Here is a 26,004-nt window from a genome sequence, read left to right on the forward strand (position 1 = left end):
AATTTCACCACTTCGGCACGTCGGGGAGCCTTCACTCGCCGTCAGGGAGGCGCGTAATCTATCATCCGCCCCCGATGCGAGCAACGCCAAAGAACCAGATTGCGCTGGCCGCCCTGACCTTTGCCCTGACGTTGCCGGCCACTCCGGAACAGGAGGCTCCCGTGGCCCCTGCCCCCCAGGAGAGCCCACGACGAACCGCCCGCATCACCCTCATGGCGCTCGGCACCTTCCAGAGCTACGGGCTCCGGGAGGGGGGCCCGGTCGACATGATGATCGTCTCCCCCGAGGACGACCCGGACGGGGTCCTCAGGCGTGCGCGGCGCGACCAGCCCGGGGCGAAGGTGTTCGGCTATCTCAACACCATGGACCTGATGCTCTCGAGGCAGCCCGAGCCCGCGAGCTTCTGGAAGGAACGCGAGGACTGGTTCCTCCACGGAAATGACGGGAAGAGAGTCACCGTGAGGATCAAGAACTACCGCGACGACCTCGCGCGCTACGCGATGAACGTCGCCCACCCCGCCTACCAGGAGTACCTCGCCGACAGGGCCGTCGCGCTCCTGACCCGAGGCTACGACGGCCTCCAGCTCGACAACGTCGAGACCGACTACTCGTACCGCCCGCTGCAGGTCGGCCGGTTCATGTCGGCGCTCCCCGCCGAGATGAGCGAGACGAAATGGTACGCCGGCGAGCAGGCGATGCTCCGCACCATCCGCCAGGCCGCCACCATCGCCGGGTACGTCGACCGCGACATCATCTTCAACCACATGCGCGCCGGCGAGCCCGAGCGGGCGACGCAATACCTCCAGGCCGTCGAAGGGGCGAACGCCGAGGACTGGATGAGCCGGAAAGTTCAGGCCCGCGGCGAATGGGGGTGGAAGTCGCGAATCGATCTCGCGCGGAACGCCGCCCTCGCCGGGAAGAGGACCAACGTGATCTGCATCGCGGCGAGCCTCGGGAGCGAAGAGGCTCTTTTCGCCTTCGCCAGCTACCTCATGGCCTTCGTGTCGGAGAAGAACACGTTCTGGTACGGCCGCCCCTACCGCCCCGACGACATGCCCTGGTACCCCTTCTACGACGTCGAGCTGGGGCAGCCCACCAACAACCCTTACGCCGTCGCGGGGAGCGAGGTGTACCGCCGCGACTTCCAGCGAGGCACCGTGCTCGTGAACCCGAACGACGGTGCGGTGACGGTGCCGCTCGGCGAGGCGTACATGGACGACGCCTTCGAGATGACGCAGGCGGCGATCGTGCCGGGGAAGGGCGGGGCGATTCTCATGACCCCGGACGACGTGTGGCGACCGCGCGTCGTCGTCGAGGGGGAAGGGTGCGTCGGGCAGGGGAGCGCGGCGACCGAGCGGGCGCCGGCGGCTTTCAGACGCCTCGACGCGCCGGGGCGATCGGGGCGCGCGGCGGTGCAGCTCAACGACACGAAAGCGATCTGCTCGATCCCGGCGACGGTCCGGCCGGGGAAGTACCGCGTCGTGGTGGACGGGGAGGCGGCGGGGAGCGGGGCGGACGCCGTGGGCGTGAACGTGGGGGGCGATTTCCGGCGGATCGCCTTCGAGCAGTCGCGCCGGCAGATCTTCGACGTGAGCGTGGCGGCGCCGGTGGAGTCGATCGAGATCCGTGGGGCGGAGTCGGGGGTGATCGTGGATCGTGTGGTCCTGGTCCGGGTCGGCCCTCCGGAGGACGGCGCGGAGCGGGAGAAGCGGAAGTGAAGCGGTTCAAGATCCGGAAACGGAAGCGCGACGCCGGGAACGCGTACCACGAGGCGGGCCGGCCTCAGCGGCGGAGGCGGCGGTTCGAGGAGGGGCGGGAGGTCGAGGGGCCGCGCGCGGCGCGGGCGGCGGTGTGGCCGGGCGAGGTCGCGGTTCCATGGCCCAAGCTCCTCGTCTTCCTCGCGGACAACCGCGAGAAGGATCTGTCCGTGCCCCGCCTCGTCGACATGCTGAAGGTGCCGGTGGAGGCGATGGAGCTTCTTCGCGAGCAGATCGCGCTGCTGGAGAGGGAGAAGTTCGTCATCCACCATCGGCGAGGGCGGATCTCGTGGCGGTCGCGCGATCGGATCGCGGTGGGAAGGCTGTCGATCCCCGCGTCGTCGCGGACCGCGGCGGGGCCCGGCGTGCGCGGGGGATTCGGGTTCGTGGCGGCGCCGGGGGCGGACGGAGATCTCTTCATCCCGGGGCGCGATCTGTCCGGCGCGGGGCACGGCGATCTCGTCGTGGCGCGCGGGACGACCTCCGGGCGGGAGGAGAAGGCGCGCGGCGCGGTCGTCGCCATCCTGGAGCGGGCGCCGACGGTCTACTCGGGGGTGGTCGAATCGCGCGACGGGCGGCTGGTGGTGAGGCCGCGCGACGATCGGCGCGCCGTCGAGATGCCCGCGGAGGAGGATGCCGGCCCGGAGGCGGTGAAGTTCGAGGCGGGGGATCTCGTCCTCGCCGAGGCGGTGGGGGGGGCGAGGCCGAGGGCGCGCGTCGTGAGCTCGTTCGGCGATGCGATGGACTCGCGCGCGGTCGAGGAGATGGTCATCCGGGATCTCGGTCTTCCGGGAGAGTTCCCCGAGGAGGTCGAGCGCGAGGCGGAGGCGGCCGCGCGCAAGGCGGGTGATGAGGAGATCGCGGGGCGGGAGGACTTCCGCGCGCTCACGACGATCACCATCGACCCGGAGGACGCGCGCGACTTCGACGACGCCTTCTCGATCGAGACTCTCGCCGGAGGCGTGCTGCGGCTCTGGGTCCATATCGCCGACGTGTCCCACTACGTGAGGCCGGGGAGCGCCCTCGACGCCGAGGCGGTGGGGCGCGGCACGAGCGTCTACCTTCCGGGGCGCGTCATCCCGATGCTGCCTCACTCACTCTCGTCGGGGATCTGCTCGCTCGTCGAAGGGGAGGATCGCCTCGTGCAGTCGGTGGCGATCGACTACACCGCGGACGCCGAGGCGCGGCGGGTGCGCTTCGCGTCGGGGGTGATCCGATCGGCGGCGCGCCTCACGTATGCCGAGGCGGCCTCCCAGATGGAAGATCCGTCGAAGCTCTCCCTCAAGGGAGAGGCGGGGAGGTCCATCGCGGCGCTGTTCACGCAGGCGGCGCCCCTGGCGCGGCGCCTCACGCGGAACCGGGTGGCGCGCGGGGCGATCGATCTCGACCTTCCCGAGGTCGAGTTCCGGAAGGGGATCGGCGGCGGGCCGGGGACGATCGCGCTCCGGGAGCGGACGGCGGCCAACCGGCTGATCGAGGAGTTCATGCTGGCGGCGAACGAGGCGGTGGCGAAGGGCCTCTCGGACAAGGGGGTGCCGTCGCTGTACCGCGTGCACGAGGCGCCGGACGTCGCCGACATCGAGGAGGTGGAGGAGACGATTGCGGCTCTCGGCGCCGGAAAGCGCGGCGGCCGGTCGCTCGCGGCGCGGCTCCAGGCGCTCCTGTCGCGCTTCCGGGATCGCCCGGAGGAGGGGATCATCGCGCGGCACGTGCTGCGGGCGATGAAGCTCGCCCGGTATTCCGAGATCCGCGCGGAGCACTTCGGCCTCGCGCTCAAGCACTACGCGCACTTCACGTCGCCGATACGCCGGTACCCGGATCTGATCGTCCACGCGATCCTGCGGGCGTCGGGGATCGCCGGCGCGAGACCCCTCTACGGCCTGGCGCGCCTCTCCGAGATCGCGGCGGAGTCGTCGCGCCTCGAGAGGCGGGCGGAGGAGGCGGAGCGCGCCGTGAACGATCTGATCATGGCGCGCGTGATGCGCGAGCGCGTCGGGGAGATCTTCGAGGGGCGAATCTCGGGGTCGGTGAAGACAGGCGTCTTCGTGCAGCTCTCGGGGAAGGATCTCCCCCCCGGAGCCGCCGAGGGGTTCGTGCCGGTCGCCCAGACCCAGAAATGGAAGCTCGCCGAGGTGGTGCGCGTCAAGCTCGAGGAGGCGGACCTTCTGCGCGGAAGGTTGAGGCTGTCGCTCGTGTCCGCGGCCCCGGCGGGAAGCGAGAGGAAGCGACGATGACGCGTCGCGCCCGCGCTGCTCTGACCGCGGCCCTCACCGTTTCCACTCTCGCTCTGGCGGCCGACGCGCCGGCGCTCGACTGCATGGTCTGGCAGCCGTTCATGAAGCAGAGGAACGTGCCGGCCCCCGGCGTGATGGTCGGGATCGAGGGGGAGTCGCACTTCGAGACGAATTCGATCGGCATCCGCGGCCCGGAGTTCGGCGACTCGAGGAAGAAGGAGTACCGAATTCTCTTCGCGGGGGGGAGCGCGACCGAGTGCTTCTACCTCGATCAGGACGCGGCGTGGCCGGCGCTCGTCGGGAAGGATCTCGGCGAGACAGCCGATCGGCGCCGCACGTGGGTCGGCAGCATCGGGCGGAGCGGGCACAACAGCCGCGATCATGTGCTCGAGATGCGGAGCCTGGTGCCGAAGCTTCCCATCGACGCCCTTGTCGTGATGATGGGGGTGAACGACCTCGGCCTGCGCCTCGCGCAGGACGCGGCGTACAACCCGGACTTCCTCGCGACCGACGAGAACGTGAAGTACCAGACGCGCCACGCCTTCCTCGTCCACCCGGACGATCCGAACCTCGCCTTCTATCAGAAGGGTGCGCTCGGGCGCCTCCTGGGACTCGACCCCGACGCTCAGCGGCGGAAGCCCTGGATGGTCGTGGACAGCGCCGGGAAGATCTTCCTGAAGTGGCGTGAGTACCGGAAGACGGGGGCCGTGATCGAGAGGCTTCCGGATCTGACGTCGGGGCTCGTCGAGTACACGCGGAACGCCTCGGAGATTGCGGACACCGCGAAGAAACTCGGCGTGCGCCTCGTCTTCGTGACGCAGCCGGTCCTGTGGCGCGCGGGGCTCAGCGAATCGGAAGCGGCCACCCTCTGGATGGGCGGCGTCGGCGACTTCCAGGAGAAGGAGGGCGGGCGCTACTACACCCCCGCGGCGCTCGCCGGGGGGATGGAGGCGTACAACCGCGCGCTGATGGAGGTGTGCGGGAAGTCCGGCGCGGAGTGCCTGGATGTCGCCGCGTCGACGCCGAAGGACCTCACCGTCTTCTACGACGATTGCCACTTCAACGAATCAGGCGCGAGACGGATCGCGACGCGCGTTCGCGACTACCTCGCGGGAGTCGCGCCGTACGCGAAGGGGAAGGGGAGCTAGTTCTTCGCGGCCTGGACGAGGCGCGTGAGGCGCGACTTGTACCGGGCTGCGGCGTTCCCGTGGAGGACGCGCTTCTGAATCGACCTGTCGATCAGCGAGAGCGTTCCCGGGAGCATCTTGAGCGCTGCGGCGCGATCGGTGCCGGCCGTCTCGCGAATCCGCTTGATCTCGGTGCGGAGCTTCGAGAGGTTGGCGCGGTTCGTGAGCTGGCGCCTCAGGCTCTGTCGGTGGGCCTTGTCAGCGGACTTGTGAGTAGCCATGAAACGGGTGAAACCTCCTCGTTTGAACGTGGTCGAGACAGGCGTACACCCTAGCGGGATAGGGGCGTGGTGTCAATCAGCGGTCGCGAAGGCCGAGCTGTCTCAGGCGATCGGCGGCGATGCGGGCCTCCTCGCTCCTGGGGTAGGCATCGATGACGTGCTGGAGCTGGACGACCCCCTGGGCGGTCTGCTTCAGCGCGAGCAGTGACAGCCCGCGCTTGAGATACGCCGCCGCGGCGTTCTCGAGGTTGGGGTGCTCGGCGACCGCCCTGCCGAAGGCATCGGCCGCCTCCTGGTACTTCTGCTGGCTGAAGAGGCACTCCCCCGAGTAGTACATCGCGCCGCCGCTGGAGGGGCTCGTCGGGTACTTGCTCAGGAAGTTCTGGAAGCCCGCGAGGGCGAGGTCGTAGTTCCCGCGCGTGTAGTCGGAGTACGCGCCACGGAACGTCTCCTCCTGCGCCGCGTCGTCGGAGGCGGTCGAGCCGCCCGTCAGCGACGCGGCGGCGACACCGGATCCCCCCGGCCTGGGCGAGGCGCCGGGGGCCGGAGCGCTCGATCCGCCGGGGGGGGTGGCGTTCGCCGGCGAGCCTCCCGGAGTCGGCCCTCCGGATGGCGTCGCCGGCCCCGGGCGGGGCGATGCGGCGCTGGGCACGGCTGCCGCCGCGGTCGATCCCGACGGCGGCTCCAGCGTCGACGGCGGCGGAGCGGCCGCCCCCTTCTCGCCGAGCGCCGCGGCGATGCGCGCGTCGAGGGCGCGATACTGATCGCGGGTCGCGGAGATGTCCCTGGAGAGCGACCCCATCCTCGTCCCATTGTCGTCGAGCCGCGCGCCGAGAGTCCGGATCTCGTCGGTGAGCGACTGAAGCAGGGCCTGCATGTCGGCCCATCGCGCCGGCTGACTCGTGTCCTGCTTGCCGAGCTTCTCCTCGATGGCGGCGAGCTTCGCCGTCATCGCCGCCGTGTCCTTCTGCATCGCGAACATCTGCTGGCGGAGCTGGTCGAGGTCGGTCTGGACCCTCGACTCCTGGGAGGCGGTGAGGCACCCCGCGGCCGTCAGCGCGAGAGTCGCGATGAGCGGCACGGCCGCGGTGGTCGCGCGAGGGCGGCGGGGTGTCATGGATTACTCCTCAATCACGAAGTCGTCCCGGCGGTTCTTCGACCAGGCCGATTCGTCGTGTCCGGGATCGGCGGGGCGCTCCTCACCGTAGGAGATGGTCCGGATCCGGCCCGCGTCGATGCCGGCGCTGAGGAGGTACTGCTTCGCCGCGTTCGCGCGGCGCTCGCCGAGCGCCATGTTGTACTCGTTCGTCGCGCGCTCGTCGCAGTTCCCCTCGATGAGGAGGCGCCACTTTCCGTTCGCCTTCAGCCACTCGGCGCTCGCTGCGAGCGCCGCGCGCGCGTCGTCCCTGAGGTCGTACTTGTCGAGGTCGAAGTAGACGGTGCGCAGAACCTTCTGGAAGTTCAGATCCGCCGCGGAGATCGGCTTCGCCGCGACGGGCTTCGGCGCCGGCGGCGGCGGGGGAGGAGGCGGGGGCTCGACGATCGGCTTCGGCGCCTCGACAGCTTGCGGCGGCGGGGTCGCCTGGGCGGCCTCGGCCGGCGGCTTCTTCTTGCATCCGACGATGGCGGTGGAAAGAGGGACGAGGGCCAGGAGCCCGATGAGTACGACGACCGACCTGGGTTTCATCAAACTGCACCTCCGGGATGGGGGGCTCGTTTCCCCGGCGGAGCCGCGGTCGATTCACGCTGTCCGCTCGGGGAGCGCGGCGGGGACGGAAGGTTCCCCTGGCGAGCCCGGGATGATCGTGCAAAGAACCGGTGCGAGTGTAGCACAGCGACTATTTGCTCCAATCCGGGCCCCACGCCTCGAACGGCGTCGGCAGCTTGAGCGCGCCGTTCCCGTTCGCGTCCATCGTGTAGACCTGGTAGAGGCCGTTCCTGTTCGACGCGAAGGCGATGTGACGGCCGTCCGCCGACCACCGAGGGTTCTCGTTGTAGCCGGCGAGCGACGTGAGGCGCTGCGCCGCGCCGCTGCCGACGTCGAGCACGAAGATGTCGAAGTGGTCGTCCACCCATCCCGCGTACGCGAGACGATCTCCCTGCGGCGACCACGCGGGCTGATCGTTGTAGTTCCCCTCGAGCGTCACGCGCCGCACGTTCGCCCCCTCGGCGTCCATCACGTAGACCTGGGGCTTGCCCGTGCGATCCGACGTGAAGGCGATCTCGCGCCCCGTGGGGGACCAGCTCGGCGACGTCTCGATCGACGGGCTGAAGGTGATCTTGCGCGATCGTCCCGCGTCGACGTCCAGGACGTAGATGTCGGAGTCGGCCTCCTTCGACGCGGAGAAGGCGAGGAGCTTCCCGTCGGGGGACCAGTCCGGCGCGGAGCAGAGATCCACGCCGGGGGGGGACACGTCGGTCATCGGTCCGTCCTGCGCCAGGATGTAGAGCCGCGGTCGGCCGGACTTGTACGAGACGAAGGCGATCTTCGTCCCGTCGGGCGACAGCGTCGGCGCCACGTTCAGCGATCCGTTCCGCGTGACCTGCCTCAGCCCCTTCCCGTCGTAGTCGAGGACGAAGATCTCCTTCGCCTTCCCGACGCGCCCTTCGACGGCGATGCGCGAAAGAAAAATTCCCGGCCGGCCGGTGAAGTGCAGCACGATCTCGTTAGCCAGCCGGTGGCCGATGAGGCGCGCGACCCCCGTCTCGCCCCGGTAGCGCTTCCCGAGGATGAGCTGGCCGCCGCGCGTGTCGAACAGGAGCCCTTCGAGCGAGAGGCGGTCGGCGTCCGGCGTGACCGTGGCGGTCATCAGCGCGACGGCGTTCGTCGCCGCCCATCGCTCGAAGGGGATGGGCTGCGCGTCGAGCGGGATGGCCGCGTAGCGGTCGGCCGGCACGACGTCGAAGTACCCGCTGAACTCGAGATCCGCGACGACGGTGTCGTGGACCTCGGCCGCCGCGTCGCGCACCGCGGCGGCGGCGAGAGGGGAGAGGCGGAAGGGGGGGATCGCGATCGCGAGGCGCGTCAGCCCGGGCGCCGAGATGACGCCGGTGATCTGATCCTTCCCCTGCGCCGCGGCGGCCGGCGGCGGGGTCGCCTGCGCGGCGTGCGCGAGGGTCGCCGCGGCGAGGGCGGCGAGGCACGCGAGGGTTGCGATGGCGCTCTTCAAATCCTGTGACCTCGCGACGCGGACGGGCTCTTCAGTCCGGCGTCAGCTCGAAGACCAGCTCACCCCGGACGCTCTCCGAGGTGTACTGGTACGGTAGTTGCGGGAGCGGGCTCGCCTCCGTGACGGCGCGCAGGGCGGACAGGTCGAGAGTGGCGAAGCCGCTCGTCGCGGCGACGGCGATGTCGCTGAGCGCGCCGCTTTTCGAGATCACGAACGCGACGGAGCAGCGAAGCGGCTGCGTCAATCCCGGGGTGACGGGGCGGCGCCAGCGCGATCGGATGAGGTTCACGATCGTCGCCCGGTACCAGTCGTAGGGGAACGCCTCCGAGTTGAGGGACGGGACGCCCGACGCGTCCCCTGCGGGGGCCGCGAGCCCCACCCCTTCGGCGATCGGTCCGGCGGTCGCGGGGGCGGCGGCTGACGGCTTCGCGGCGCCCCGGTCCTCGCCGTCGTCCTGGCTCCCCTTCGCCGGCTTGGTGATCTCCTCTTTCTTCGGTGGCTTCGGTTTGTCGGGCTCCACCGGGATGATCTCGCGGGACCTCTTTGGCGGCGGCGCGCTCACCTTCGGCGGCTTCGGCGCGGGGATCTCTTTCGGTTTCGCCGGGGCGCTCGCCTCCTTCGGCGGCGCATCCGGCTGCGGGCGCGCCGCGGCCTCGGGCGATCCGGTGGGGGTTCCCGTGGGCGGCGGGAGGCTCACGATCTCTCCGGACAGGATCCGCGGAGGGGGCGGGCCGGCCGGCGCGAGGTGGGGTGCGAGCACGATCACCAGAAAGATCACCACGTGCCCCGCGATCGAGTACCCCACCATCGCGGGGAGCCCGGCCGCCGGCTCGGCGCCGACGTGCACCTTCACGCGCATCGCCGTCATCTCGATCGCGGGCGGGGTTTGGGGACCGGCCCGCCCGGCGGGAGGGGCTCGGTCACGAGGCCGACGCGCTCGATCCCCGCCTGCTTGATCCGGTCCATCACGGCCATCACGTCGCCGTACGGCACCGCGCGATCGGCGCGCAGGTAAACGAACGGCTCGGCCATCGATTTCGCCGCGCCCTGAAGCCTCTCCTGGAGCAGGTGCAGCGCGACGGGGGTCTCGTTGAGCCAGACGCGATTGGTGCGATCGACCGTCACGACGAGGCGCTCCGTCTCCGCGCCGGTGGCGCTCTTCGCCTGCGGGAGAGCGACGTCGATGCCGCGCTGCATCATCGGCGCGGTGACCATGAAGATGATCAACAGCACGAGGATCACGTCCACGAGCGGCGTGACGTTGATCTCGGCGAGACCGCCCGAGAGCCTGCGCCCGCCTCCCCGGCTCACGTTCATGAATAGATGGTCGCTTCCGCCCGCGTCAGGAAATCGGCGACGAAGTTGTCCATGCGCGTCCCGATCGCGCGGATGCGGTTCAGGAAATAGTTGTAGCCGATGACCGCGGGGATCGCCGCCGCAAGGCCGGCCGCGGTCGTGACGAGCGCCTCGGAGATACCCGGGGCGACGACGGCGAGGCTTGCCGATCCCATCCCGCCGATCGCGTGGAAGGCGCTCATGATCCCCCACACCGTTCCGAAGAGGCCGATGAAGGGGCACGCGGCGGCGGTCGTCGCGAGGAACGGGAGCGACCTCTCGAGCCGCGCCTGCTCCTCCGTCGCCGCGCGCACGAGGACGCGCTCGATGCTCGACATGGGATCGCGCGTGGGCCCCGCGGCCGCCGGGACCTTCGGGTTGCCCACGGCGTTGATCTGCCGGAACCCCGCGCGGTAGATGGCGGCCGCCGGGGCGTGGGGGAGCTTCTCCGCGATGTCCCGGAGATCCCCGAGGCTCGAGCCGGCGCGGAATTTCGAGACGAACGCGGCGGACTCCCGCTCGGAGCGCTGAATCACCCTGTAGCGCTCGACCATGATCGCCCACGAGACGGTCGAGAAGCCGAGCAGTACGAAGATGATGAACTGGGCCATCGGCCCGGAGTGGAGGACGAGGCTGAGGACGTCGCCCTGGAATCCTGAGGTCGGCATCGTGGGTGAGGCGCTTCTCCGCGGGGCGCTCGTGGCGTCTCGGCCGACCGTGGTTCAGCGCCGCCGGCCGGCGAGGCGCGCGGACCGTACCACAGCGGATCGGGTGGATCAATATGAGGATCTGCGCGGGCGTGCCGGACGTCGCCGCGCTCCCGTTGCGTTTGATCGGCGCCGAACGGGCAGGGTATGATGCCGGCTCCCTTGCCCGGAGGGGCTCACGCCAGGCCGCATGCTCTCCTTCCTCAGAATCGAAAACCTCGCGATCATCGACACCCTCTCGGTCGACCTCGGGCCGGGGCTCAACATCCTCACCGGCGAGACGGGGGCCGGCAAGTCGATCCTCGTCGACGCCGTCGGGCTCGTCCTGGGCGAGCGGGGGAGCGCGGATCAGATACGCGCGGGCGAGGAGCGGCTCAGCGTCGAGGCGGTCTTCGAGATCGGCGGGAGGGCGCGGCTGATCGACCGGCTGGAGGCGATGGGGATCGACGCCGGGCCGGAAGGGCTCGTCCTCAAGCGCGACGTCTTCGCCGCGGGGCGCTCGCGCGCCTTCGTCAACGGGAGCCCCGTCACGCTCTCCCAGCTCAAGGAGATCGGCGATCTCCTGGCCGACCTCCACGGGCAGCACCAGCACCAGTCCCTGCTGAGGGCCGACGCCCAGGCCGACGCCCTCGATCGCTTCGGAGAGCACGCCCCCCTCCTCGAGGAGGTCGGCGCCGCGTGCCGCGCTCTCTCGGCGCTCCACGTCGAGCGCGAGCGCCTGCGAGGGCTGGAGCGCGACCGGCTGCGGCGCGAGGAGGAGCTGAGGCTCACCGTCTCGGAGATCGCGGCCGTCTCGCCGAAGCCGGGGGAGGATGCCGAGCTGCGCCGCGAGGAGGCGCTCCTCCGGAACGCCGTCGAGATCCGCCGGCTCGCGGAGGGGACCGCGGCCCTCCTCAACGAGGACGACGCCTCGGCGCTGGCCCGTCTCGGCGCCGCGCGCGAGAGGCTCTCGCGCCTCTCGGCGATCGACGAGCGGGCCGCGGAGGGGAGGCGGCTCGTGGACGAGGCGGTGGCCGCGATCCGGGAGGCGCTGCGCGAGGTGGACCCGTACCTCGGGACCGAGGACGCCGGCGACGGGCGCCTCGAGGGGCTGGCGTCGCGCCTCGCGGCGATCGAGAAGATCGCGCGGCGGTACGGGCCGACCGTCGAGGACGCCCTCGAGCGCCTCGCGTCGGCGCGCCGCGAGCTCGCCGAGCTGGGGGGCGCGGCGGATCGCCTGGCGTCCTTCGACGGCGAGATCGACGCCGCGTCGAAGGCGTACTCGGCGGCCGCGTCGCGCCTCACGCGCGGGCGTGGGGAATCGGCGAAGGCGCTCGAGAGGGCGCTGGTCAGGGAGCTGAAGGCGGTCGCCATGGAAGGGTGCCGCTTCGCCGTCGGCTTCGAGCCGCGCGGCGCCCCTTCGGAGGAAGGCGCCGAGTCGATCGAGTTCCTGATCGCGCCGAACCCCGGGGAGGCGCTGCGGCCGCTCGCGCGGATCGCGTCGGGGGGAGAGCTCTCCCGGCTGATGCTGGCGCTCCGGACGGTGTCGCTCTCGAAGGCCGACGCGCGGGCTCTCGTCTTCGACGAGGTCGACACCGGCCTCGGAGGGGGCGCGGCCGACGCCGTGGCGCAGAGGCTGAAGGGTCTCGCGCGCGGGCAGCAGATCCTCTGCGTGACGCACCTCCCCCAGGTGGCGGCGCTCGCCGACACCCACATCCGTATCGAGAAAGTCACCGAGCGCGGGCGGACGAAGGTGGTCGCGAGGACCCTCGGAAGCGATGAGCGCGTGGAGGAGCTGGCCCGGATGATCGGCTCCCCCGAGGCGCCGACGGCCCGCCGGCACGCCGCGGCCCTCATCGAGGGAAGGAAGACGCCATGAGCCGCCGCCGCGCGGAATCCCCGATCATCGCCGTCTATCCCGGCACTTTCGATCCGATCACGAACGGCCACCTCGACATCATCGAGAGGGGGAGCCGCCTCTTCGAGCGGGTCATCGTCGCCATCCTCGAGAATTACGAGAAGTCGCCCCTCCTGACCGTCCCCGAGCGCAGGGGGCTCATCGTCGAGGCGACGGCGCGGCTGGGGAACGTCACCGTCGAGTCGTTCGACGGCCTCCTCGCCGACTACGCGCGCTCGCGCGGGGCGAGCGTGATCGTCCGGGGCCTGCGCGCGATTTCCGATTTCGAGTACGAGTTCCAGATGGGGCTCATGAACCGGCGCCTCAACCCCGAGATGGAGACGGTCTTCATGATGCCGAGCGAGGCGTACAGCTACGTCTCGTCCCGCCTCGTCAAGGAGGTCGTCGCCCTGGGCGGGAGCGTGACGGGGCTCGTCCCCGAGGCGGTCGAGCGGATGATCGAGAGCCGCGTCGGCGCGGCGAGGAAGAGGGCGGCCTCGAAGGGCCGGGGAGGGAAGTCTTGAACCTCGCAGCGAGGCTCTCAAACCTGGAGCCCTCCGCGACGATCGCGGTGAAGGCCGAGGCGGACCGCCTGAAGGAGAAGGGGATCGACGTCATCGACTTCGGTCCCGGAGAGCCCGACTTCGACACGCCGGCGAACGTGAAGGAGGCGGCCCACAAGGCAATCGACGCGAACCTGAGCCACTACCTGCCGACGCTCGGCTACAAACCGCTGAGGGCCGCGATCGCGGCGTCGTACCGCGCCCGCTACGGGAGCGACTACGCGGAGAGCGAGATCCTCGTCGGGTGCGGGGCGAAGAGCGTCCTGTACGAGGCGATGATGGCGATTCTCTCGCGCGGCGACGAGGTGATCATCCCCGCGCCGTACTGGGTGTCGTTCCCGGAGCAGGTGCGACTGGCGGACGGCGCCCCGGTGATCCTACCGACCGTCGAGCGGGACGGATTCATCCCGAAGGCGGCGGCCGCCGACGCGCTCTGCACGGACCGGACGCGCGCGATCGTCCTCTGCTCGCCCAGCAACCCGACGGGGGCCGTGATCCCCCAGGAGGAGATCGATCGCTTCGTCGCCCTCGCGCTGAGGCGCGACCTCTACCTGATCTTCGACGAATGCTACGAGCACTTCCTCTACGACGGGCGCCGCCACGCGACCCCCGCCCTCTCGGACAGGAGGGTGCGGGATCGGCTGCTCCTCGTCAGCTCCGTCTCGAAGTCGTACGCGATGACGGGGTGGCGCGTCGGGTACGCGCTCGGGCCGAAGGAGCTGATCTCCGCGATGGCCGCCATCCAGAGCCACGACACGACGCACACCGCGGGGTGCGCCATGGCGGCCGCCGCGGAGGGGATCGCGGGACCTCAGGATTCGGTCGCGCGCATGCTCACGGAGTACACGGCGCGCCGGACGGCGATCGTCGACGGACTCAACGCGGTGCGCGGGATCGTCTGCCCCATGCCCGGGGGGGCCTTCTACGCCTTCCCGCGGGTGACCGGCCTCTACGGAAAGCTCGGCGTGAAGGACGATGGATCGGTCGCGACCTTTCTCCTGAAGGAGGCGAAGGTCGCGACCGTCCCGGGCGGAGCCTTCGGCGCCGAGGGGTACCTCAGGTTCTCGTATGCGCTGTCGCTCGACCGGATCCGCGAGGGAGTCGAGAGGATCCGGAGGAGCGTGGGCTGAACGTGACGTCGCGGACCGTCGTGGCGCTCGTCGCCGTCGCGCTCCTCGCGCCGGCCGCGCGGGCGCACGCCTCGGGAGCGATCGTCCTCGACGAGATCCGCGGGCCGATCCAGGTCGTCGTGGCCGGTCACGTCGCGCGGGCCGTCGCCCACGCCGACGCCGAAGGGGCCGCGCTCCTGGTCTTCTCGATGGACACCCCCGGAGGGGACGTCTCCTCGACGCGCGACATCATCCAGTCGATCCTCGCGTCGCGGACCCCCGTCGTCGTCTTCGTCGGGCCGAGCGGCGCACGCGCGGCGTCGGCGGGCTTCTACATCGCCTTCGCCGCCGACGTCGCGGCCATGGCCCCCGGCACGCAGATCGGCGCGGCCCACCCGGTGACGCCCTTCGGGCAGAACACGAAGGACGACATCATGCTGCAGAAGGTCGAGAACGACCTCGCGGCCCAGGCGCGCACGATCGCGCAGAACCGGAAGCGCAACGCCGATCTCGCCGAGAAGATCGTCCGCGACAGCGTCTCGGTGACCGAGACCGAGGCGCTCGACCAGCACCTCATCGACTACGTCGCCCACGATCTCGAGGCCCTGCTGGCCGAGCTCGACGGGAAGACGATCCGCCGGTTCGACGGGGTGGAGATCGTCGCCCGTACGGCCGGGGTCCCCCGCGAGCCGTTCGAGATGACGCGGCGCGAGCGGCTGCTCGGGGCCATCGCCGATCCCAACGTGGCGATCGTCCTCCTCGTCGTCGGCCTGCTGGGGCTCTACGTCGAGTTCACCCACCCCGGGGTCATCGCGCCGGGCGTCATCGGGGGCGTCTCGCTCTTCCTCTTCGCGCTGGCGACCCAGATCCTCCCGCTGAACCTCCTCGGGCTGATCCTGATCGGCGCCGGCATCGGGCTGTTCGTCGTGGAGATCAAAGTGGCATCCTTCGGCCTGCTGACCGCGGGCGGCGTCTTCGCCGTCACGCTGGGATTCCTGATCCTCTTCGACGGGCCGATACCCGAGATGCGGGTTCAGAGAGCGGTGGTTCTCCCGATCGCCCTCACGCTCGCGGGGATCATGGCGTTCCTGACCTACCGCGCGGTCGCCTCGCGCCGGTGGAAGGTGACGACGGGCCCCGACGGGCTGGTCGGCGAGATCGGCACCGCGCTCACCGAGGTGGGAGCCGGCGGTCGCGTCTTCGTGCACGGTGAGTACTGGAGCGCGCGCGCGGCGGAGCCCATCCCGGCCGGAACGAAGGTGCGCGTCCGGAGTCTGACGGACATGGTGGTGGAGGTCGAGCGGGCCTGACGCCGCGCGACTCTTTCCTGGAGGTCGTCGATGCAACTGCTGCTCGTCCCGGTCATCCTGTTCGTCTTCTGGATTCTCAACTGCATCAAGATCTTCAACGAGTACGAGCGCGGCGTCATCTTCCGGCTCGGCCGGCTCGTTCCCAAGCCGCGGGGCCCCGGCCTCGCGCTGATCCTCTGGCCGATCGATCGCGTCATGAGAGTGAGCCTCCGCACGATCGTCCTCGACGTGCCGCCACAGGACATCATCACCCGCGACAACGTCTCGGTGAAGGTGAACGCGGTCGTCTACTTCCGCGTCATGGATCCGAACCGCGCCATCGTCGAGGTGGAGAACTTCCACTACGCCACGTCGCAGATCTCGCAGACGACGCTGCGGTCCGTCCTCGGGCAGGTGAACCTCGACGACCTCCTGTCCCAGCGCGAGAAGCTCAACGCCGACCTCCAGTCGATCCTCGACCGGCACACGGACCCCTGGGGGATCAAGGTCTCGATGGTCGAGGTGAAGCACGTCGATCTCCCGCCCGACATGCAGCGCGCGATGGCGAAGCAGGCCGAGGCGGAGCGCGAGAAGCGGGCGAAGATCATCCACGCCGAGGGCGAGGCGCAGGCTTCGGCGAAGCTCGGCGAGGCGGCGGCGGTGATCTCACAGAATCCCGTGACGATCCAGCTCCGCTACCTGCAGACCCTCACCGAGATCGCCGCGGAAAAGAACTCGACGATCATCTTCCCCGTCCCGGTCGACTTCCTGAAGGCCTTCATCGCGCCGGGCGGAAAGGCCCTTCCGTAGAGATGGCCGAGGAGAGCCGCTCGCAGATCCGGGAGTTCGAGCTCCAGACGCGGCACCTCGCCGCGATCGTGGTGCTGATGGCGCTCCTGTGCATCTCGTCGTTCCTTCTCGGGCGGTGGGTCGAGAGGCAGGCGACCCGCGCCACCGAGATCGGGTCGCCGAGAACGGGGGAGTCGGGGACCGTCCCGGTCGAGGACGTGAACCGCGAGCTGACGTATTTCCGGACGCTCGAGGAGGATCACGCGGCCCCGAAGATCGAGGCGGCTGCGCCCCCCGAGAAGCAGCTCCCCGTGCGCGTCGAATCGAAGCGGGATCCCGCGGCCGCCTCCGCGGAGGCGCCGGCGGCCGGCCCACCGGCGACCCATGCCGGTCTCCTGATCCAGGTGATGGCGACGAAGGACCCGCGCGCGGCCGAGGCGCTCAGGGTTCGCCTCGCGGCGAAGGGATACCCGGTCTCCATCACCGCGGGGGACGCGCCCGCCGAGGCCGGAATGCGGAAGGTCAAGGTCGGCCCGTACGCCGGGCGGGCCGAGGCGGAGAGGATCGCGCGCCGCCTGCAGTCCGAGGAAAGGCTTCGGACCTGGATCCCCTGACGTGAGGCGGGCGGCGGTCGCGCTCGTCTCGGGTGGGCTCCTCGCCGCGGCTTTTCCTCCGCTCGATCTCTCGTGGGCCGGCTGGTTCCTCGCCGCACCCCTCTTCGTTCTCGCCGTCACGGCCCGGACGCCCCTCGCGGCCGCGCGGGAGGGGTTTCTCTTCGGGCTCGCCTTTCAGGCGGCGACCTTCGCGTGGTGGTACGACCTCCTCGTGAAGTGGGGGAGGCTGTCGCAACCCGAGGCGGCCGGCGTCTACCTCCTCCTCGCGATCCACGTCGCCCTCTTTTTCTCCCTCCTCGGGTTCTGGTCCCACCGGATCGCCGACCGACGCGGCCGGCCGCTCGCGCTCCTCGTCGGGCCCGCGATCTGGGCCGGGCTCGAGTGGATCCGCGGCTTCCTTTTCACGGGGCTCCCCTGGTCGCTCCTCGGGGCGACGCAAGCGAGAGCCCCCCTCTTCCTCCAGGTCGCGGATCTCGGGGGCGTCTTCGCCGTCTCGCTCGTCGTCGCGGCCGGGAGCGCCGCGGCCGCCGCGTGGTGGCTCCGCGCGCGGCGGGTGGCCTTCGTCCACCTCGCGCTGATCGCGCTCGCGGCCGCCTACGGCGCGGCGCGCCTCGCCCTCCCCGGTCACGTGGCGGATCGATCGATCAGGGTCGGCCTCGTGCAGGGAAACGTCGCCGAGGAGGAGAAGTGGGATCCCTCGCGCGCCCCGGCGATCTTCTCCGCCCATCTCGACGCGACGCGCCGCGCGGCCGCCGCCGGCGCGAAGCTCGTCGTCTGGCCGGAGTCAGCGGTTCCGTCGCCCCTCGTCTCCTCCCCCGCGTACCTCGGGGCGCTCGATCTCCTCGCGAAGGACCTCGGCGTCGACCTCCTCGTCGGGAGCGTGCACTACGAGAGGCGTGGTGCTCCCGACGAGAGGACGTACAACAGCGCCTTCCTCATCTCGGGGAGCGGCCACCCGATGCAGCGCTACGACAAGGTCCACCTGGTGCCGTACGGCGAGTACGTGCCGCTCAGGCGCTTCCTGGGGTTCGTCGAGAAACTCGTCGTCGAGGCGAGCGACTTCACCCCGGGGGCGCGTCCGCGCGTCCTGAAAGGAGCGGGGGCGACGCTCGGCCCCCTCGTCTGCTTCGAGGCGATCTTCCCGTCGCTCGCCCGGTCCGTCTCGCTCCAGGGGGCCGAGCTGCTCGTGAACCTGACGAATGACGCCTTCCTCGGCGATTCGGCGGGGCCCCGCCAGCATCTGGGGCTCGCGGTGATCCGGGCGGTCGAGGAGCGGCGGTACCTGGTCCGCGCGGCCAACACCGGCATCTCGGCCGTGGTCGATGATCGCGGTCGGGTGCTGCAATCGCTCGCGTACGGCGGGGCGGGGATCCTCGTCACGGACGTGCCCCTCGCCTCGGGGCTCTCGGTGTATGCCCGGGTCGGGGATGCCGTCAGCTGGATCTGTGTGATACTCTCGGCTCTCGCGCCGTTCGCGCCGTTCCCCTCCGGAGGTCGTTCATGGATGAAGAGCTACTTCGACGCCACACCGCGGTGAAGGACCGCCTCGAAGGGCTCCGGAGCTATCTTTGACCTCCCCGGGCGCCAGAAAGACCTCGATCAGCTGACTGCGCGCATGGGCGATCCCGGCTTCTGGGGGGATCCCGCCGCCGCGCAGGCCGTCAACCAGCGCCGCTCGAAGATCGAGGCAGCTCTCACCCTCGGCAAGAAGCTCTTCGCCGACCTCGACGATTCGGAGGTCCTCGTCGAGCTGGGGAGGGAGGGGGAGCCCGTCGAGGCCGATCTCGAGGCCGCCGTCGAGGACCTCTCGCGCCGGGCCGACGCCGTCGAGCTGCAGATGATGCTGCGCGGCGAGTACGATCACTCGAACGCCATCCTCAACATCAACGCCGGCGCCGGAGGCACGGAGGCCCAGGACTGGGCCGACATGCTCTACCGGATGTACCTCAGGTGGTGCGAGCGACGCGGCTACCGCGTCGAGGTGATGGACATCCAGCAGGGAGAGGAGGCGGGGATCAAGAGCGCAACCCTCCTCGTCTCGGGTGAGAACGCCTATGGGTACCTGAGAGCGGAGAACGGCGTCCACCGGCTGGTGCGGATCAGCCCCTACGACGCGAACGCAAGGCGGCACACGTCGTTCGCCGCCGTCTACGCGACCCCGGATCTCGACGAGACCATCGAGATCAAGATCGAGGACAAGGACCTGCGGGTCGACACGTACCGCAGCAGCGGCGCGGGCGGCCAGCACGTGAACGTGACCGACTCGGCGGTCCGGATCACGCATCTTCCCAGCGGCCTCGTCGTCGCCTGCCAGAACGAGCGGTCCCAGCACCGGAACCGCGAGATGGCCATGAGAGTCCTGAGGTCGCGCCTCTACGACATGGAGATGAAGAAGCAGGACGAGAAGCGATCCAGGGTGGAGGGGACGAAGCGCGAGATCGGCTTCGGGAGCCAGATCCGCTCGTACGTCCTGCACCCGTACAAGCAGGTGAAGGACCTCAGGACGGGCGAGATCAGCACCCAGCCGCAGGACGTCCTGGACGGCGACATCGACGATTTCATCCGCACGTACCTGCTCGCCGCCGGCACAGGGACGTTGGGCAAGACGGTCGTCGCCGACGATTGAGACGGCCCGTTCGCCGCGTCGTCGCCTTGACGGTCCGGATCGCCGACTTTATATTGGCACGTCGTTTTCTGTCTCGATAAGTTCATGACAATCAACAACATGAGTGACATCGCGCTCGACCAGAGGGGCCAGGAGATCCTGGGGGCCGTCGTCGAGCAGTACGTCCGCTCGGGGGAGCCCGTCGGATCGAGAACGCTCGCGCAGAAGAGCTCCGAGCACCTCAGCGCGGCCACGATCCGGAACACCATGGCCGATCTCGAGCAGCTCGGGCTCCTCGAGCAGCCGCACACCTCGGCCGGAAGGATTCCGACGGAGCTGGGGTACCGGGTCTACGTGAACAACCTGATGCGGGGGCACCCCATCGCGCGCGCCGACGAGCAGTTCATCCACGCTTCCTTGGGGCAGCCGGTGACCGACGCGGCCGCGCTCTTCGGGCAGGTCTCGCGCGTCCTCTCGCAGCTCACGAACCAGATCGGCGTCGTCATCACGCCGAACGTCTCGCGCGTCAGGCTCCGGCACCTCGAGTTCGTGCAGCTCGCCTCGAGGCGCGTCGTCGCGATCCTCGTCGCCGAGACCGGAATCATCCACAACAAGGTCTTCGAGACCGAGGACGAATACGCGCAGGATCAGCTCGATCGCGCCGGCAGGTTCCTCACCGAGACGTTCCAGGGGATGACTCTCCCCGAGACGCGCGAGAGGATCGTCGCCATGATGGCCGAGGAGAAGGCCCTCTACGACCGGCTGCTGAAGGACGCGATCACGCTCGCCCAGGCGTCGGTGGACCAGATGCCCGAAGAGCCGACCGAGAGACACGTCTTCGTGGAGGGGACCTCGAACCTGCTCGACAGCCCCGACTTCGCCGACGCCGAGCGCCTGAAGGCCATCTTCCGCACGTTCGAGGAGAAGCACCGGATCCTCCGCATCCTCAACCGGTGCCTCGAGGAGGGCCATCCCGGCGTGAAGGTCCTGATCGGATCGGAGACCGACCTGCCCGAGCTGAACCAGTGCACGCTCATCACGTCGGCCTACGGCCCCGAGGGGCAGCCGCTCGGCGCGCTCGGAGTGCTCGGCCCGACTCGCATGGAGTACGCGAAGGCGGTCGCGCTCGTCGACTACGTCTCGCGATTCTTCGGCACGCTCCTCAAGCCCTACACGCTCTGACGGGGAGAGGGAAGATGTCCGACGGAACCGGCAAGCCCGAGAAGATCAACCTCGACGAGATCCTCGGCGGGATGGACGACTCCCAGAAGCCGGGGAGCGACGACTCGTCGATCGAGATCATCGGGGACACCTCCCCGGGAACCCCGCACGCGTCGTCGCACGCGGTGTCGGCGCGCCTCCAGGAGGCGCTCGCCGAGAAAGACCGCGTCCACGACCTGTACCTCCGGGCGCGGGCCGATCTCGAGAACTTCAAGCGCCGCATGGAACGGGAGCGCGACGAGGATCGCGCCCGCGCCGGAAGCGCGGTGCTGCGGGAGATCATCCCCGCGCTCGACAACCTCGATCGGGCGCTCGCGCAGCCCGAGGAGGCCCTGGGGTTCCGCGAGGGAGTGACGCTCATCCGCCGGCAGATCGGCGAGAGCCTCCGCAAGCTCGGGCTCGAGCCGATCGACGCCCTCGGCGAGCCGTTCGATCCCACCTACCACGACGCCGTCGCCGCCGAACCGCGCGAGGGGCTCGCGCCGAACACCGTCATCGAGGAGATCGCGAAGGGGTACACGTACGCGGGGCGCGTCCTCCGGCCCGCGCTGGTCAAGGTCGTCATCCCGTCCCCGAAGCCCGCGGGGAGCGAAACGCAGGCGTCGGAACGTCCGGAGCAGGGAGGGTCCGATGGGCCAGATCATAGGGATTGACCTCGGCACCACGAACTGCTGCGTCGCCTTCATCGAGGGGGGCAAGCCCCACGTCGTGCCGACGAAGGAGGGGAGCCGCACGATCCCGTCGATCGTCGGGTTCACCGAGAAGGGCGATCGCCTCGTGGGTCACATCGCCAAGCGCCAGATGATCACGAACCCCACCAACACCGTCCACGCCGTCAAGCGGCTCATCGGCCGCAAGTTCAACTCGCCGGAGGTCCAGCACGCGATGAACCTCCTTCCGTACCAGATCGCCGAGGCGCCGAACGGAGACATCCGGATCCGCATCAAGGACCGCGACTACTCCCCCCCCGAGATCTCCGCCATCATCCTCTCGCGGCTGAAGGAGATCGCCGAGGACTATCTCGGCGCCGAGGTGGACGAGGCGATCATCACCGTGCCGGCGTACTTCGACGACTCGCAGCGCCAGGCCACCAAGGACGCCGGCCGCATCGCGGGGCTCAAGGTCTCGCGCATCATCAACGAGCCGACGGCCGCCTGCCTCGCGTACGGTCACGACGAGACGCAGGAGAAGCGCCTGGTCGTGTACGACCTCGGCGGCGGCACCTTCGATGTGACGATTCTCCAGATCGGCGACGGCGTCTTCGAGGTGAAGGCCACCTCGGGGGACACGTTCCTGGGCGGCGAGGACTTCGATCATCGCATCGTCGAATGGCTCTTCGCCGAGTTCCGCAAGACGCACGGCATCGACCTGAGGCACGACAAGCTCGCCCTCCAGCGGCTGAAGGAGGCGGCGGAGAAGGCGAAGTGCGAGCTCTCGGCGCAGGAGACGGCGGACATCAACCTGCCGTTCCTCTCCGCCGACGAGAGCGGGCCGAAGCACCTCAACGTGAAGCTCGGCCGCGCCGACTTCGAGAAAATGGTCGAGGACCTGATCGAGCGCACCCGCAAGCCGTGCCTCGACGCCCTCGAGATGGCGAAGATGAAGGCGGCCGACGTCGACGAGGTGCTCCTCGTCGGCGGCCAGACCCGCACGCCGCGCGTCGTCGACATGGTGCGGGAGATCTTCGGGCGCGAGCCGAACCGCGACAAGAATCCCGACGAGGTCGTCGGCGTCGGCGCCGCGATCCAGGCAGGCATCTTGAGGGGCGAGGTCAAGGACATGGTCCTCCTCGACGTCACGCCCCTCTCGCTCGGCATCGAGACGCGCGGAGGCATGTTCACGACGCTCATCGAGCGCAACGCCACGATTCCCACCCGCAAGTCGAAGATCTTCACGACCGTGACCGACAACCAGACGAAGGTCGAGGTCCATGTCCTTCAGGGGGAGCGCGAGGTCGCGGCGCACAACAAGTCGCTCGGGCGGTTCGAGCTGGTCGGGATCCCCCCGTCGCCGAAGGGAGTCCCCCAGATCGAGGTCACGTTCGACATCGACAGCAACGGCATCGTGCACGTCTCGGCGCGCGATCAGGCGACGTCGCGGGAGCAGCGCATCGTCGTCACCCCGTCGAGCGGCCTTTCGGAGCGCGAGGTCAACGAGATCATCGAGGACGCGAAGCGCCACGCCGAGGAGGATCGCGTGCGCGCCGAGCTCATGCGAGTCCAGCAGCGGCTCGAGGGGCTGCTCGACAACAACGACAAGACGTTCACGGAGTTCGGTTACATGCTTCCCGAGGAGAAGCGCCGGGAGGTCCAGAAGGCGCTCGCGGAGGCGAGGCGGGCCCTGTCGGGCTCGAGCGTCGCCGAGAGCACGAAGTGCCTCGAGAAGCTCCAGGAGGCCTCGAAGATCCTCACCGACGTCATCCTTTACAGTCCCTCCCCCGCGGCGAAGTCCGGCGGCGGAGGCGACGCCCCTCCCGGTTCGGGAGAGATCATCGAGTAAGGGATGCCCTCGCGAGACTACTACGAGATCCTCGGCGTCGCGCGCGAGGCGAGCGCCGAGGAGATCAAGAGCGCCTATCGCAGAGCCGCTCTGAAGCATCATCCGGATCGGAATCCCGGCGACCACAAGGCCGAGGAGGCCTTCAAGGAGGCCGCCGAGGCCTACGCGATCCTCTCCGACCCGGACAAGCGGGCCCGCTACGATCGTTTCGGCCACCAGGGTGTCGCGGGCGCATCGGGGGGAGCGCCTCAGTTCGACGAGGCGGTCTTCGGCGATTTCGCCGACATCCTGGGCGACCTCTTCGGGTTCGGCGATCCTTTTCGCCGCGGCGGCCGGCGCCGGGGCCCGCAGCGCGGCGATGACCTCCGCTACGACATGGAGCTCTCGCTCGAGGAGGCCGCCTTCGGCAAAGACGCCGAGGTGCGGCTGACCCGCACGCTCGCATGCGAGGCCTGCAAGGGGGCCGGCGCGAAGTCCCCCGCGGACATCGTGACCTGCCCTTCCTGCAACGGCACCGGGCAGCTCGCCTTCCAGCAGGGTTTCCTGACGATCGCGAGGACGTGCGGCACCTGCCGCGGGACGGGGCGCTCCATCCGCAGGCCCTGCGAGGAGTGCCGCGGCGCCGGCCAGGTCCGCCGCGACGCGAAGCTGACGATCAAGATCCCGGCCGGGGTCGACGAGGGAAACAGGCTGCGCGTGCGCGGGGAGGGAGGCTCCGGGGATCTCGGCGCGCCGGCGGGGGACCTCTACGTCATCATCCACGTCCGGGAGCACTCCCGCTTCGAGCGCGAGGGGAGGCACCTGCACGCGCGCGTCGCGATCACCTTCTCGCAGGCCGCGCTCGGCGGCGAGGTGAAGGTGCCGCTCCTCGGCGGCGGCTCGGCCGATCTGAAGATCCCGGCGGGGACGCAGGCGGGGACCGAGTTCCGGCTCCGCGGCCACGGGATCAAGGACGGCTCGGGGGTCGGCGATCTCAAGGTGCGCGCGGTCGTGATGACGCCGCGCAAGCTGTCCAAGGAGGGGAAGAAGGCACTCCAGAAGCTCAGCGAGACGGGGGACGAGGAGTTCACCGAGGAGGACCGCTCCCTCTTCGCGAAGGTCAAGGACTTCTTCTCCTGATCTCCTGGATCGAAGTCGCGATCTCGATCCCGGCCGCGATCGAGGACGAGGCCGCGGCGCTCCTCCTCGATCTCGGCGCCCGCGGCGTCTCCGTCGACACGGCCCCGCCCGGATCCCCATCTCCCGACCCGGCGAGGCTCAGGGCCTGGTTCGACGGCCCCGCGGCGCCTCCCGAGGCGAGCTCGATCGAGCGTCTCCTCGCGCCGCTCGCGGCGGGCCTGGCCCCGCCGCGAGTCCTCTCCGTCACCGGCATTCCGGACGGTCGATGGGTCGAGCGGTGGGTCGCGTCGCTGGCGCCGTTCCCGGTCGGCGAGCGGTTCGTCGTCACGCCTGTCGAGGATCTCGACGAGGCGCCGCCCCGCATGAAACTCTTCATCTGCCCCTCGCGCGCCTTCGGCACCGGCGAGCACCCGACGACGCGGATGTGCCTGGAGGAGATCGAGCGGTGCGGTCCCCGGGGGCTCTCGGTCCTCGACGCCGGCACGGGGAGCGGCATCCTCGCGATCGCCGCGAAGCTCCTCGGCGCCGCCGACGTCGTGGGGGTGGACAACGACCCGGAGGCGATCGAGGTCGCCGTGAAGAACGCCCGGCTCAACGGCGCCGCGGGGGCGATCCGGTTCGTCATCGGCGACACCGCCTCGATCGACGACCGCCGCTTCGATCTCGTCGTCGCGAACCTGAACGGGACGATTCTCGCGCGCGCGATCCCGGACCTGGCCTCACGCCTCGCCGCCGGCGGCGCGCTCGTCCTCTCGGGGATTCTTCCCGAGGAGGTCGGGGAGATCACCGCCGTCGCGGCGGCCGCCGGGCTCGCCGTGGAGCGCGCGGCCGCGCGCGACGGCTGGGCTTGCCTCGTCTGCGGGGCGCGCCGTGCGTGAGCGCCGGTTTCTCGTGGACCCCGCCGACCTCAACGAGACGCAGGGGCTGATCCGCGGCGACGAATTGCATCACCTCCGGCGGGTGCTGAGGCTTCGGGTCGGCGACGAGGTCTCCGTCTTCGACGGCCGCGGCCGCGGCTCGGTGGGGCGCATCCGCACCCTCGGAGACACCGGGGCCGCCGTCGCCCTCGAGCGCCCCGAGGACCCCGCCGTCGAGCCGGCCGCGAGGGTGATCCTGGCGCAGGCGATCCCCCACGGAGATCGCATGGACCTCATCGTCGAGAAGGCCGTCGAGATCGGCGTCGCGGCGATTCTCCCGGTCATCGCGGAGCGCGGCACGGTGAGGCCCCCCTCGGGGGGGTGGCCCCGTCTCACGCGCTGGCGCCGCATCGCCGTCGCCGCCGCCAAGCAGTCCGGCCGCCTCGTCGTCCCCGCGATCGCTGACCCCGCCCCCTTCGCCCGTGTCGCCGCCCCGGACGCCGCCTCCCGGGCGGCGCGTATCATCTTTATTACCGCCCCGGCGGCCCGTGAGGTGGTGGACATTCTGTCCCCCGGCGTCCCACCCGAAACGGTGATCCTCATCGGCCCCGAGGGGGGTTGGTCCGAGGCGGAGGGAGCCGAGGCCACCGCGGCAGGATGGGCGAGTGCGACGCTGGGGCCGCGGATCCTCAGGGCCGACACCGCCGCCGTCGCCGCGCTGACCCTGGTCCTCGCCGCGCTCGGCGAGATGCGGCCCGGAGCCCCGTGACTCCCGGCTCTGGTTGACTCAGCCCATCCACTCCACTAACTTTCATACTTTGTCGCCGAGCGTCCGTCCCACTCCGGAGATCG

At 70.1% G+C, this 26,004-nt stretch carries 25 protein-coding genes; 17 read left to right on the forward strand and 8 right to left on the reverse strand.

All coding sequences use genetic code 11. From position 1 onward, the window contains the following. The first annotated feature begins 161 nt into the window (after nt 1–161). The 3 genes from HY049_10715 to HY049_10725 are packed head-to-tail and all read left to right on the forward strand — an operon-like array spanning nt 162 to nt 5,139. Nucleotides 162–1,718, forward strand: coding sequence for a hypothetical protein (locus HY049_10715; GenBank protein MBI3449373.1), 1,557 nt, complete (start codon nt 162–164; stop codon nt 1,716–1,718). Then, entirely contained in the window at nt 1,715–3,991 is a 2,277-nt protein-coding gene (locus tag HY049_10720; GenBank protein ID MBI3449374.1) for a VacB/RNase II family 3'-5' exoribonuclease, read from the forward strand. The genes HY049_10715 and HY049_10720 overlap by 4 nt, the downstream gene beginning before the upstream one ends. Further along, on the forward strand, nt 3,988–5,139 hold the full coding sequence (locus HY049_10725) for an SGNH/GDSL hydrolase family protein (GenBank protein MBI3449375.1): 1,152 nt from the start codon (nt 3,988–3,990) through the stop codon (nt 5,137–5,139). Before HY049_10720 ends, HY049_10725 begins: the two co-directional genes overlap by 4 nt. Here HY049_10725 and rpsT read toward each other — a convergent pair. The 7 genes from rpsT to HY049_10760 form a co-directional block, all read right to left on the reverse strand. Continuing rightward, nucleotides 5,136–5,399, reverse strand: coding sequence for a 30S ribosomal protein S20 (gene rpsT / locus HY049_10730; protein MBI3449376.1), 264 nt, complete (start codon nt 5,397–5,399; stop codon nt 5,136–5,138). The two genes, HY049_10725 and rpsT, sit on opposite strands and share 4 nt — an antisense overlap. A 76-nt stretch (nt 5,400–5,475) precedes the next feature. Then, entirely contained in the window at nt 5,476–6,516 is a 1,041-nt protein-coding gene (ybgF, locus tag HY049_10735; protein ID MBI3449377.1) for a tol-pal system protein YbgF, read from the reverse strand. Nucleotides 6,517–6,519: 3 nt separating this feature from the next. Then, complete coding sequence (gene pal / locus HY049_10740) at nt 6,520–7,086, reverse strand: peptidoglycan-associated lipoprotein Pal (protein MBI3449378.1); 567 nt, start codon at nt 7,084–7,086, stop codon at nt 6,520–6,522. 151 nt (nt 7,087–7,237) lie between these two features. Beyond that, a complete protein-coding gene (gene tolB, locus HY049_10745) occupies nt 7,238–8,569 on the reverse strand; it encodes a Tol-Pal system beta propeller repeat protein TolB (protein MBI3449379.1) in 1,332 nt (443 codons plus the stop codon). Between the two features lie 31 nt (nt 8,570–8,600). Next, entirely contained in the window at nt 8,601–9,437 is an 837-nt protein-coding gene (locus HY049_10750) for a TonB family protein (GenBank protein ID MBI3449380.1), read from the reverse strand. Continuing rightward, complete coding sequence (locus HY049_10755; protein MBI3449381.1) at nt 9,434–9,886, reverse strand: biopolymer transporter ExbD; 453 nt, start codon at nt 9,884–9,886, stop codon at nt 9,434–9,436. The genes HY049_10750 and HY049_10755 overlap by 4 nt, the downstream gene beginning before the upstream one ends. Further along, nucleotides 9,883–10,572 carry a MotA/TolQ/ExbB proton channel family protein gene (locus HY049_10760; GenBank protein ID MBI3449382.1) on the reverse strand — a complete coding sequence of 230 codons (690 nt, stop codon included), beginning with the start codon at nt 10,570–10,572 and terminating at the stop codon, nt 9,883–9,885. The genes HY049_10755 and HY049_10760 overlap by 4 nt, the downstream gene beginning before the upstream one ends. 229 nt (nt 10,573–10,801) lie before the next feature. On the opposite strand from HY049_10760, the gene recN reads away from it, so the two are divergent. The 12 genes from recN to dnaJ all read left to right on the forward strand — a co-directional run bounded on the left by recN (nt 10,802) and on the right by dnaJ (nt 24,295). Beyond that, nucleotides 10,802–12,469 (forward strand): DNA repair protein RecN, encoded by a 1,668-nt coding sequence (gene recN / locus HY049_10765; GenBank protein MBI3449383.1) that lies wholly within the window; start codon nt 10,802–10,804, stop codon nt 12,467–12,469. After that, the gene (gene coaD, locus HY049_10770; GenBank protein ID MBI3449384.1) at nt 12,466–13,011 is read left to right on the forward strand and encodes a pantetheine-phosphate adenylyltransferase; all 546 of its coding nucleotides are present in this window, start codon (nt 12,466–12,468) and stop codon (nt 13,009–13,011) included. The genes recN and coaD overlap by 4 nt, the downstream gene beginning before the upstream one ends. Next, entirely contained in the window at nt 13,008–14,180 is a 1,173-nt protein-coding gene (locus HY049_10775) for a pyridoxal phosphate-dependent aminotransferase (GenBank protein ID MBI3449385.1), read from the forward strand. The genes coaD and HY049_10775 overlap by 4 nt, the downstream gene beginning before the upstream one ends. Nucleotides 14,181–14,182: 2 nt before the next feature. After that, a complete protein-coding gene (locus tag HY049_10780) occupies nt 14,183–15,469 on the forward strand; it encodes a nodulation protein NfeD (protein MBI3449386.1) in 1,287 nt (428 codons plus the stop codon). A 30-nt stretch (nt 15,470–15,499) separates the two neighbouring features. After that, entirely contained in the window at nt 15,500–16,258 is a 759-nt protein-coding gene (locus tag HY049_10785) for a slipin family protein (GenBank protein ID MBI3449387.1), read from the forward strand. Nucleotides 16,259–16,260: 2 nt separating this feature from the next. Continuing rightward, on the forward strand, nt 16,261–16,851 hold the full coding sequence (locus tag HY049_10790; protein ID MBI3449388.1) for an SPOR domain-containing protein: 591 nt from the start codon (nt 16,261–16,263) through the stop codon (nt 16,849–16,851). Between the two features lies 1 nt (nt 16,852). After that, a complete protein-coding gene (gene lnt, locus HY049_10795; GenBank protein ID MBI3449389.1) occupies nt 16,853–18,388 on the forward strand; it encodes an apolipoprotein N-acyltransferase in 1,536 nt (511 codons plus the stop codon). After that, a protein-coding gene (prfB, locus tag HY049_10800; GenBank protein ID MBI3449390.1) for a peptide chain release factor 2 occupies nt 18,352–19,477 on the forward strand; the annotation gives its coding sequence in 2 pieces (ribosomal slippage) (nt 18,352–18,420 and nt 18,422–19,477; 1,125 coding nt in all). Before lnt ends, prfB begins: the two co-directional genes overlap by 37 nt. Nucleotides 19,478–19,576: 99 nt before the next feature. After that, nucleotides 19,577–20,638 (forward strand): heat-inducible transcription repressor HrcA, encoded by a 1,062-nt coding sequence (hrcA, locus tag HY049_10805; protein MBI3449391.1) that lies wholly within the window; start codon nt 19,577–19,579, stop codon nt 20,636–20,638. Nucleotides 20,639–20,652: 14 nt separating this feature from the next. Continuing rightward, a complete protein-coding gene (locus tag HY049_10810; GenBank protein MBI3449392.1) occupies nt 20,653–21,330 on the forward strand; it encodes a nucleotide exchange factor GrpE in 678 nt (225 codons plus the stop codon). Further along, nucleotides 21,308–23,176, forward strand: a complete 1,869-nt coding sequence (dnaK, locus tag HY049_10815) for a molecular chaperone DnaK (protein MBI3449393.1) — start codon at nt 21,308–21,310, stop codon at nt 23,174–23,176. The genes HY049_10810 and dnaK overlap by 23 nt, the downstream gene beginning before the upstream one ends. A 3-nt stretch (nt 23,177–23,179) precedes the next feature. Continuing rightward, entirely contained in the window at nt 23,180–24,295 is a 1,116-nt protein-coding gene (dnaJ, locus tag HY049_10820; GenBank protein MBI3449394.1) for a molecular chaperone DnaJ, read from the forward strand. Here dnaJ and HY049_10825 read toward each other — a convergent pair. Further along, nucleotides 24,276–24,671 carry a hypothetical protein gene (locus tag HY049_10825; protein MBI3449395.1) on the reverse strand — a complete coding sequence of 132 codons (396 nt, stop codon included), beginning with the start codon at nt 24,669–24,671 and terminating at the stop codon, nt 24,276–24,278. The genes dnaJ and HY049_10825 overlap by 20 nt on opposite strands. On the opposite strand from HY049_10825, the gene HY049_10830 reads away from it, so the two are divergent. Further along, complete coding sequence (locus HY049_10830) at nt 24,658–25,173, forward strand: 50S ribosomal protein L11 methyltransferase (GenBank protein MBI3449396.1); 516 nt, start codon at nt 24,658–24,660, stop codon at nt 25,171–25,173. The genes HY049_10825 and HY049_10830 overlap by 14 nt on opposite strands. Next, nucleotides 25,166–25,921, forward strand: a complete 756-nt coding sequence (locus tag HY049_10835) for a 16S rRNA (uracil(1498)-N(3))-methyltransferase (GenBank protein ID MBI3449397.1) — start codon at nt 25,166–25,168, stop codon at nt 25,919–25,921. Before HY049_10830 ends, HY049_10835 begins: the two co-directional genes overlap by 8 nt. The last annotated feature ends 83 nt before the right edge of the window (nt 25,922–26,004 follow it).

The organism is Acidobacteriota bacterium, assembly GCA_016195325.1.
In the GTDB taxonomy this organism is placed as follows: domain Bacteria; phylum Acidobacteriota; class Polarisedimenticolia; order JACPZX01; family JACPZX01; genus JACPZX01.

Bases quoted from the DNA above. Each gene is read 5' to 3' on its own strand.
- pal (MBI3449378.1), bottom strand. From the start codon at position 7,086: ATGAAACCCAGGTCGGTCGTCGTACTCATCGGGCTCCTGGCCCTCGTC.
- HY049_10790 (MBI3449388.1), top strand. From the start codon at position 16,261: ATGGCCGAGGAGAGCCGCTCGCAGATCCGGGAGTTCGAGCTCCAGACG.
- HY049_10760 (MBI3449382.1), bottom strand. From the start codon at position 10,572: ATGCCGACCTCAGGATTCCAGGGCGACGTCCTCAGCCTCGTCCTCCAC.
- dnaK (MBI3449393.1), top strand. From the start codon at position 21,308: ATGGGCCAGATCATAGGGATTGACCTCGGCACCACGAACTGCTGCGTC.
- hrcA (MBI3449391.1), top strand. From the start codon at position 19,577: ATGAGTGACATCGCGCTCGACCAGAGGGGCCAGGAGATCCTGGGGGCC.
- HY049_10750 (MBI3449380.1), bottom strand. From the start codon at position 9,437: ATGACGGCGATGCGCGTGAAGGTGCACGTCGGCGCCGAGCCGGCGGCC.
- recN (MBI3449383.1), top strand. From the start codon at position 10,802: ATGCTCTCCTTCCTCAGAATCGAAAACCTCGCGATCATCGACACCCTC.
- rpsT (MBI3449376.1), bottom strand. From the start codon at position 5,399: ATGGCTACTCACAAGTCCGCTGACAAGGCCCACCGACAGAGCCTGAGG.
- HY049_10830 (MBI3449396.1), top strand. From the start codon at position 24,658: ATGAAACTCTTCATCTGCCCCTCGCGCGCCTTCGGCACCGGCGAGCAC.
- HY049_10810 (MBI3449392.1), top strand. From the start codon at position 20,653: ATGTCCGACGGAACCGGCAAGCCCGAGAAGATCAACCTCGACGAGATC.
- HY049_10785 (MBI3449387.1), top strand. From the start codon at position 15,500: ATGCAACTGCTGCTCGTCCCGGTCATCCTGTTCGTCTTCTGGATTCTC.
- coaD (MBI3449384.1), top strand. From the start codon at position 12,466: ATGAGCCGCCGCCGCGCGGAATCCCCGATCATCGCCGTCTATCCCGGC.
- HY049_10755 (MBI3449381.1), bottom strand. From the start codon at position 9,886: ATGAACGTGAGCCGGGGAGGCGGGCGCAGGCTCTCGGGCGGTCTCGCC.
- dnaJ (MBI3449394.1), top strand. From the start codon at position 23,180: ATGCCCTCGCGAGACTACTACGAGATCCTCGGCGTCGCGCGCGAGGCG.
- ybgF (MBI3449377.1), bottom strand. From the start codon at position 6,516: ATGACACCCCGCCGCCCTCGCGCGACCACCGCGGCCGTGCCGCTCATC.
- HY049_10725 (MBI3449375.1), top strand. From the start codon at position 3,988: ATGACGCGTCGCGCCCGCGCTGCTCTGACCGCGGCCCTCACCGTTTCC.
- HY049_10825 (MBI3449395.1), bottom strand. From the start codon at position 24,671: ATGAAGAGTTTCATGCGGGGCGGCGCCTCGTCGAGATCCTCGACAGGC.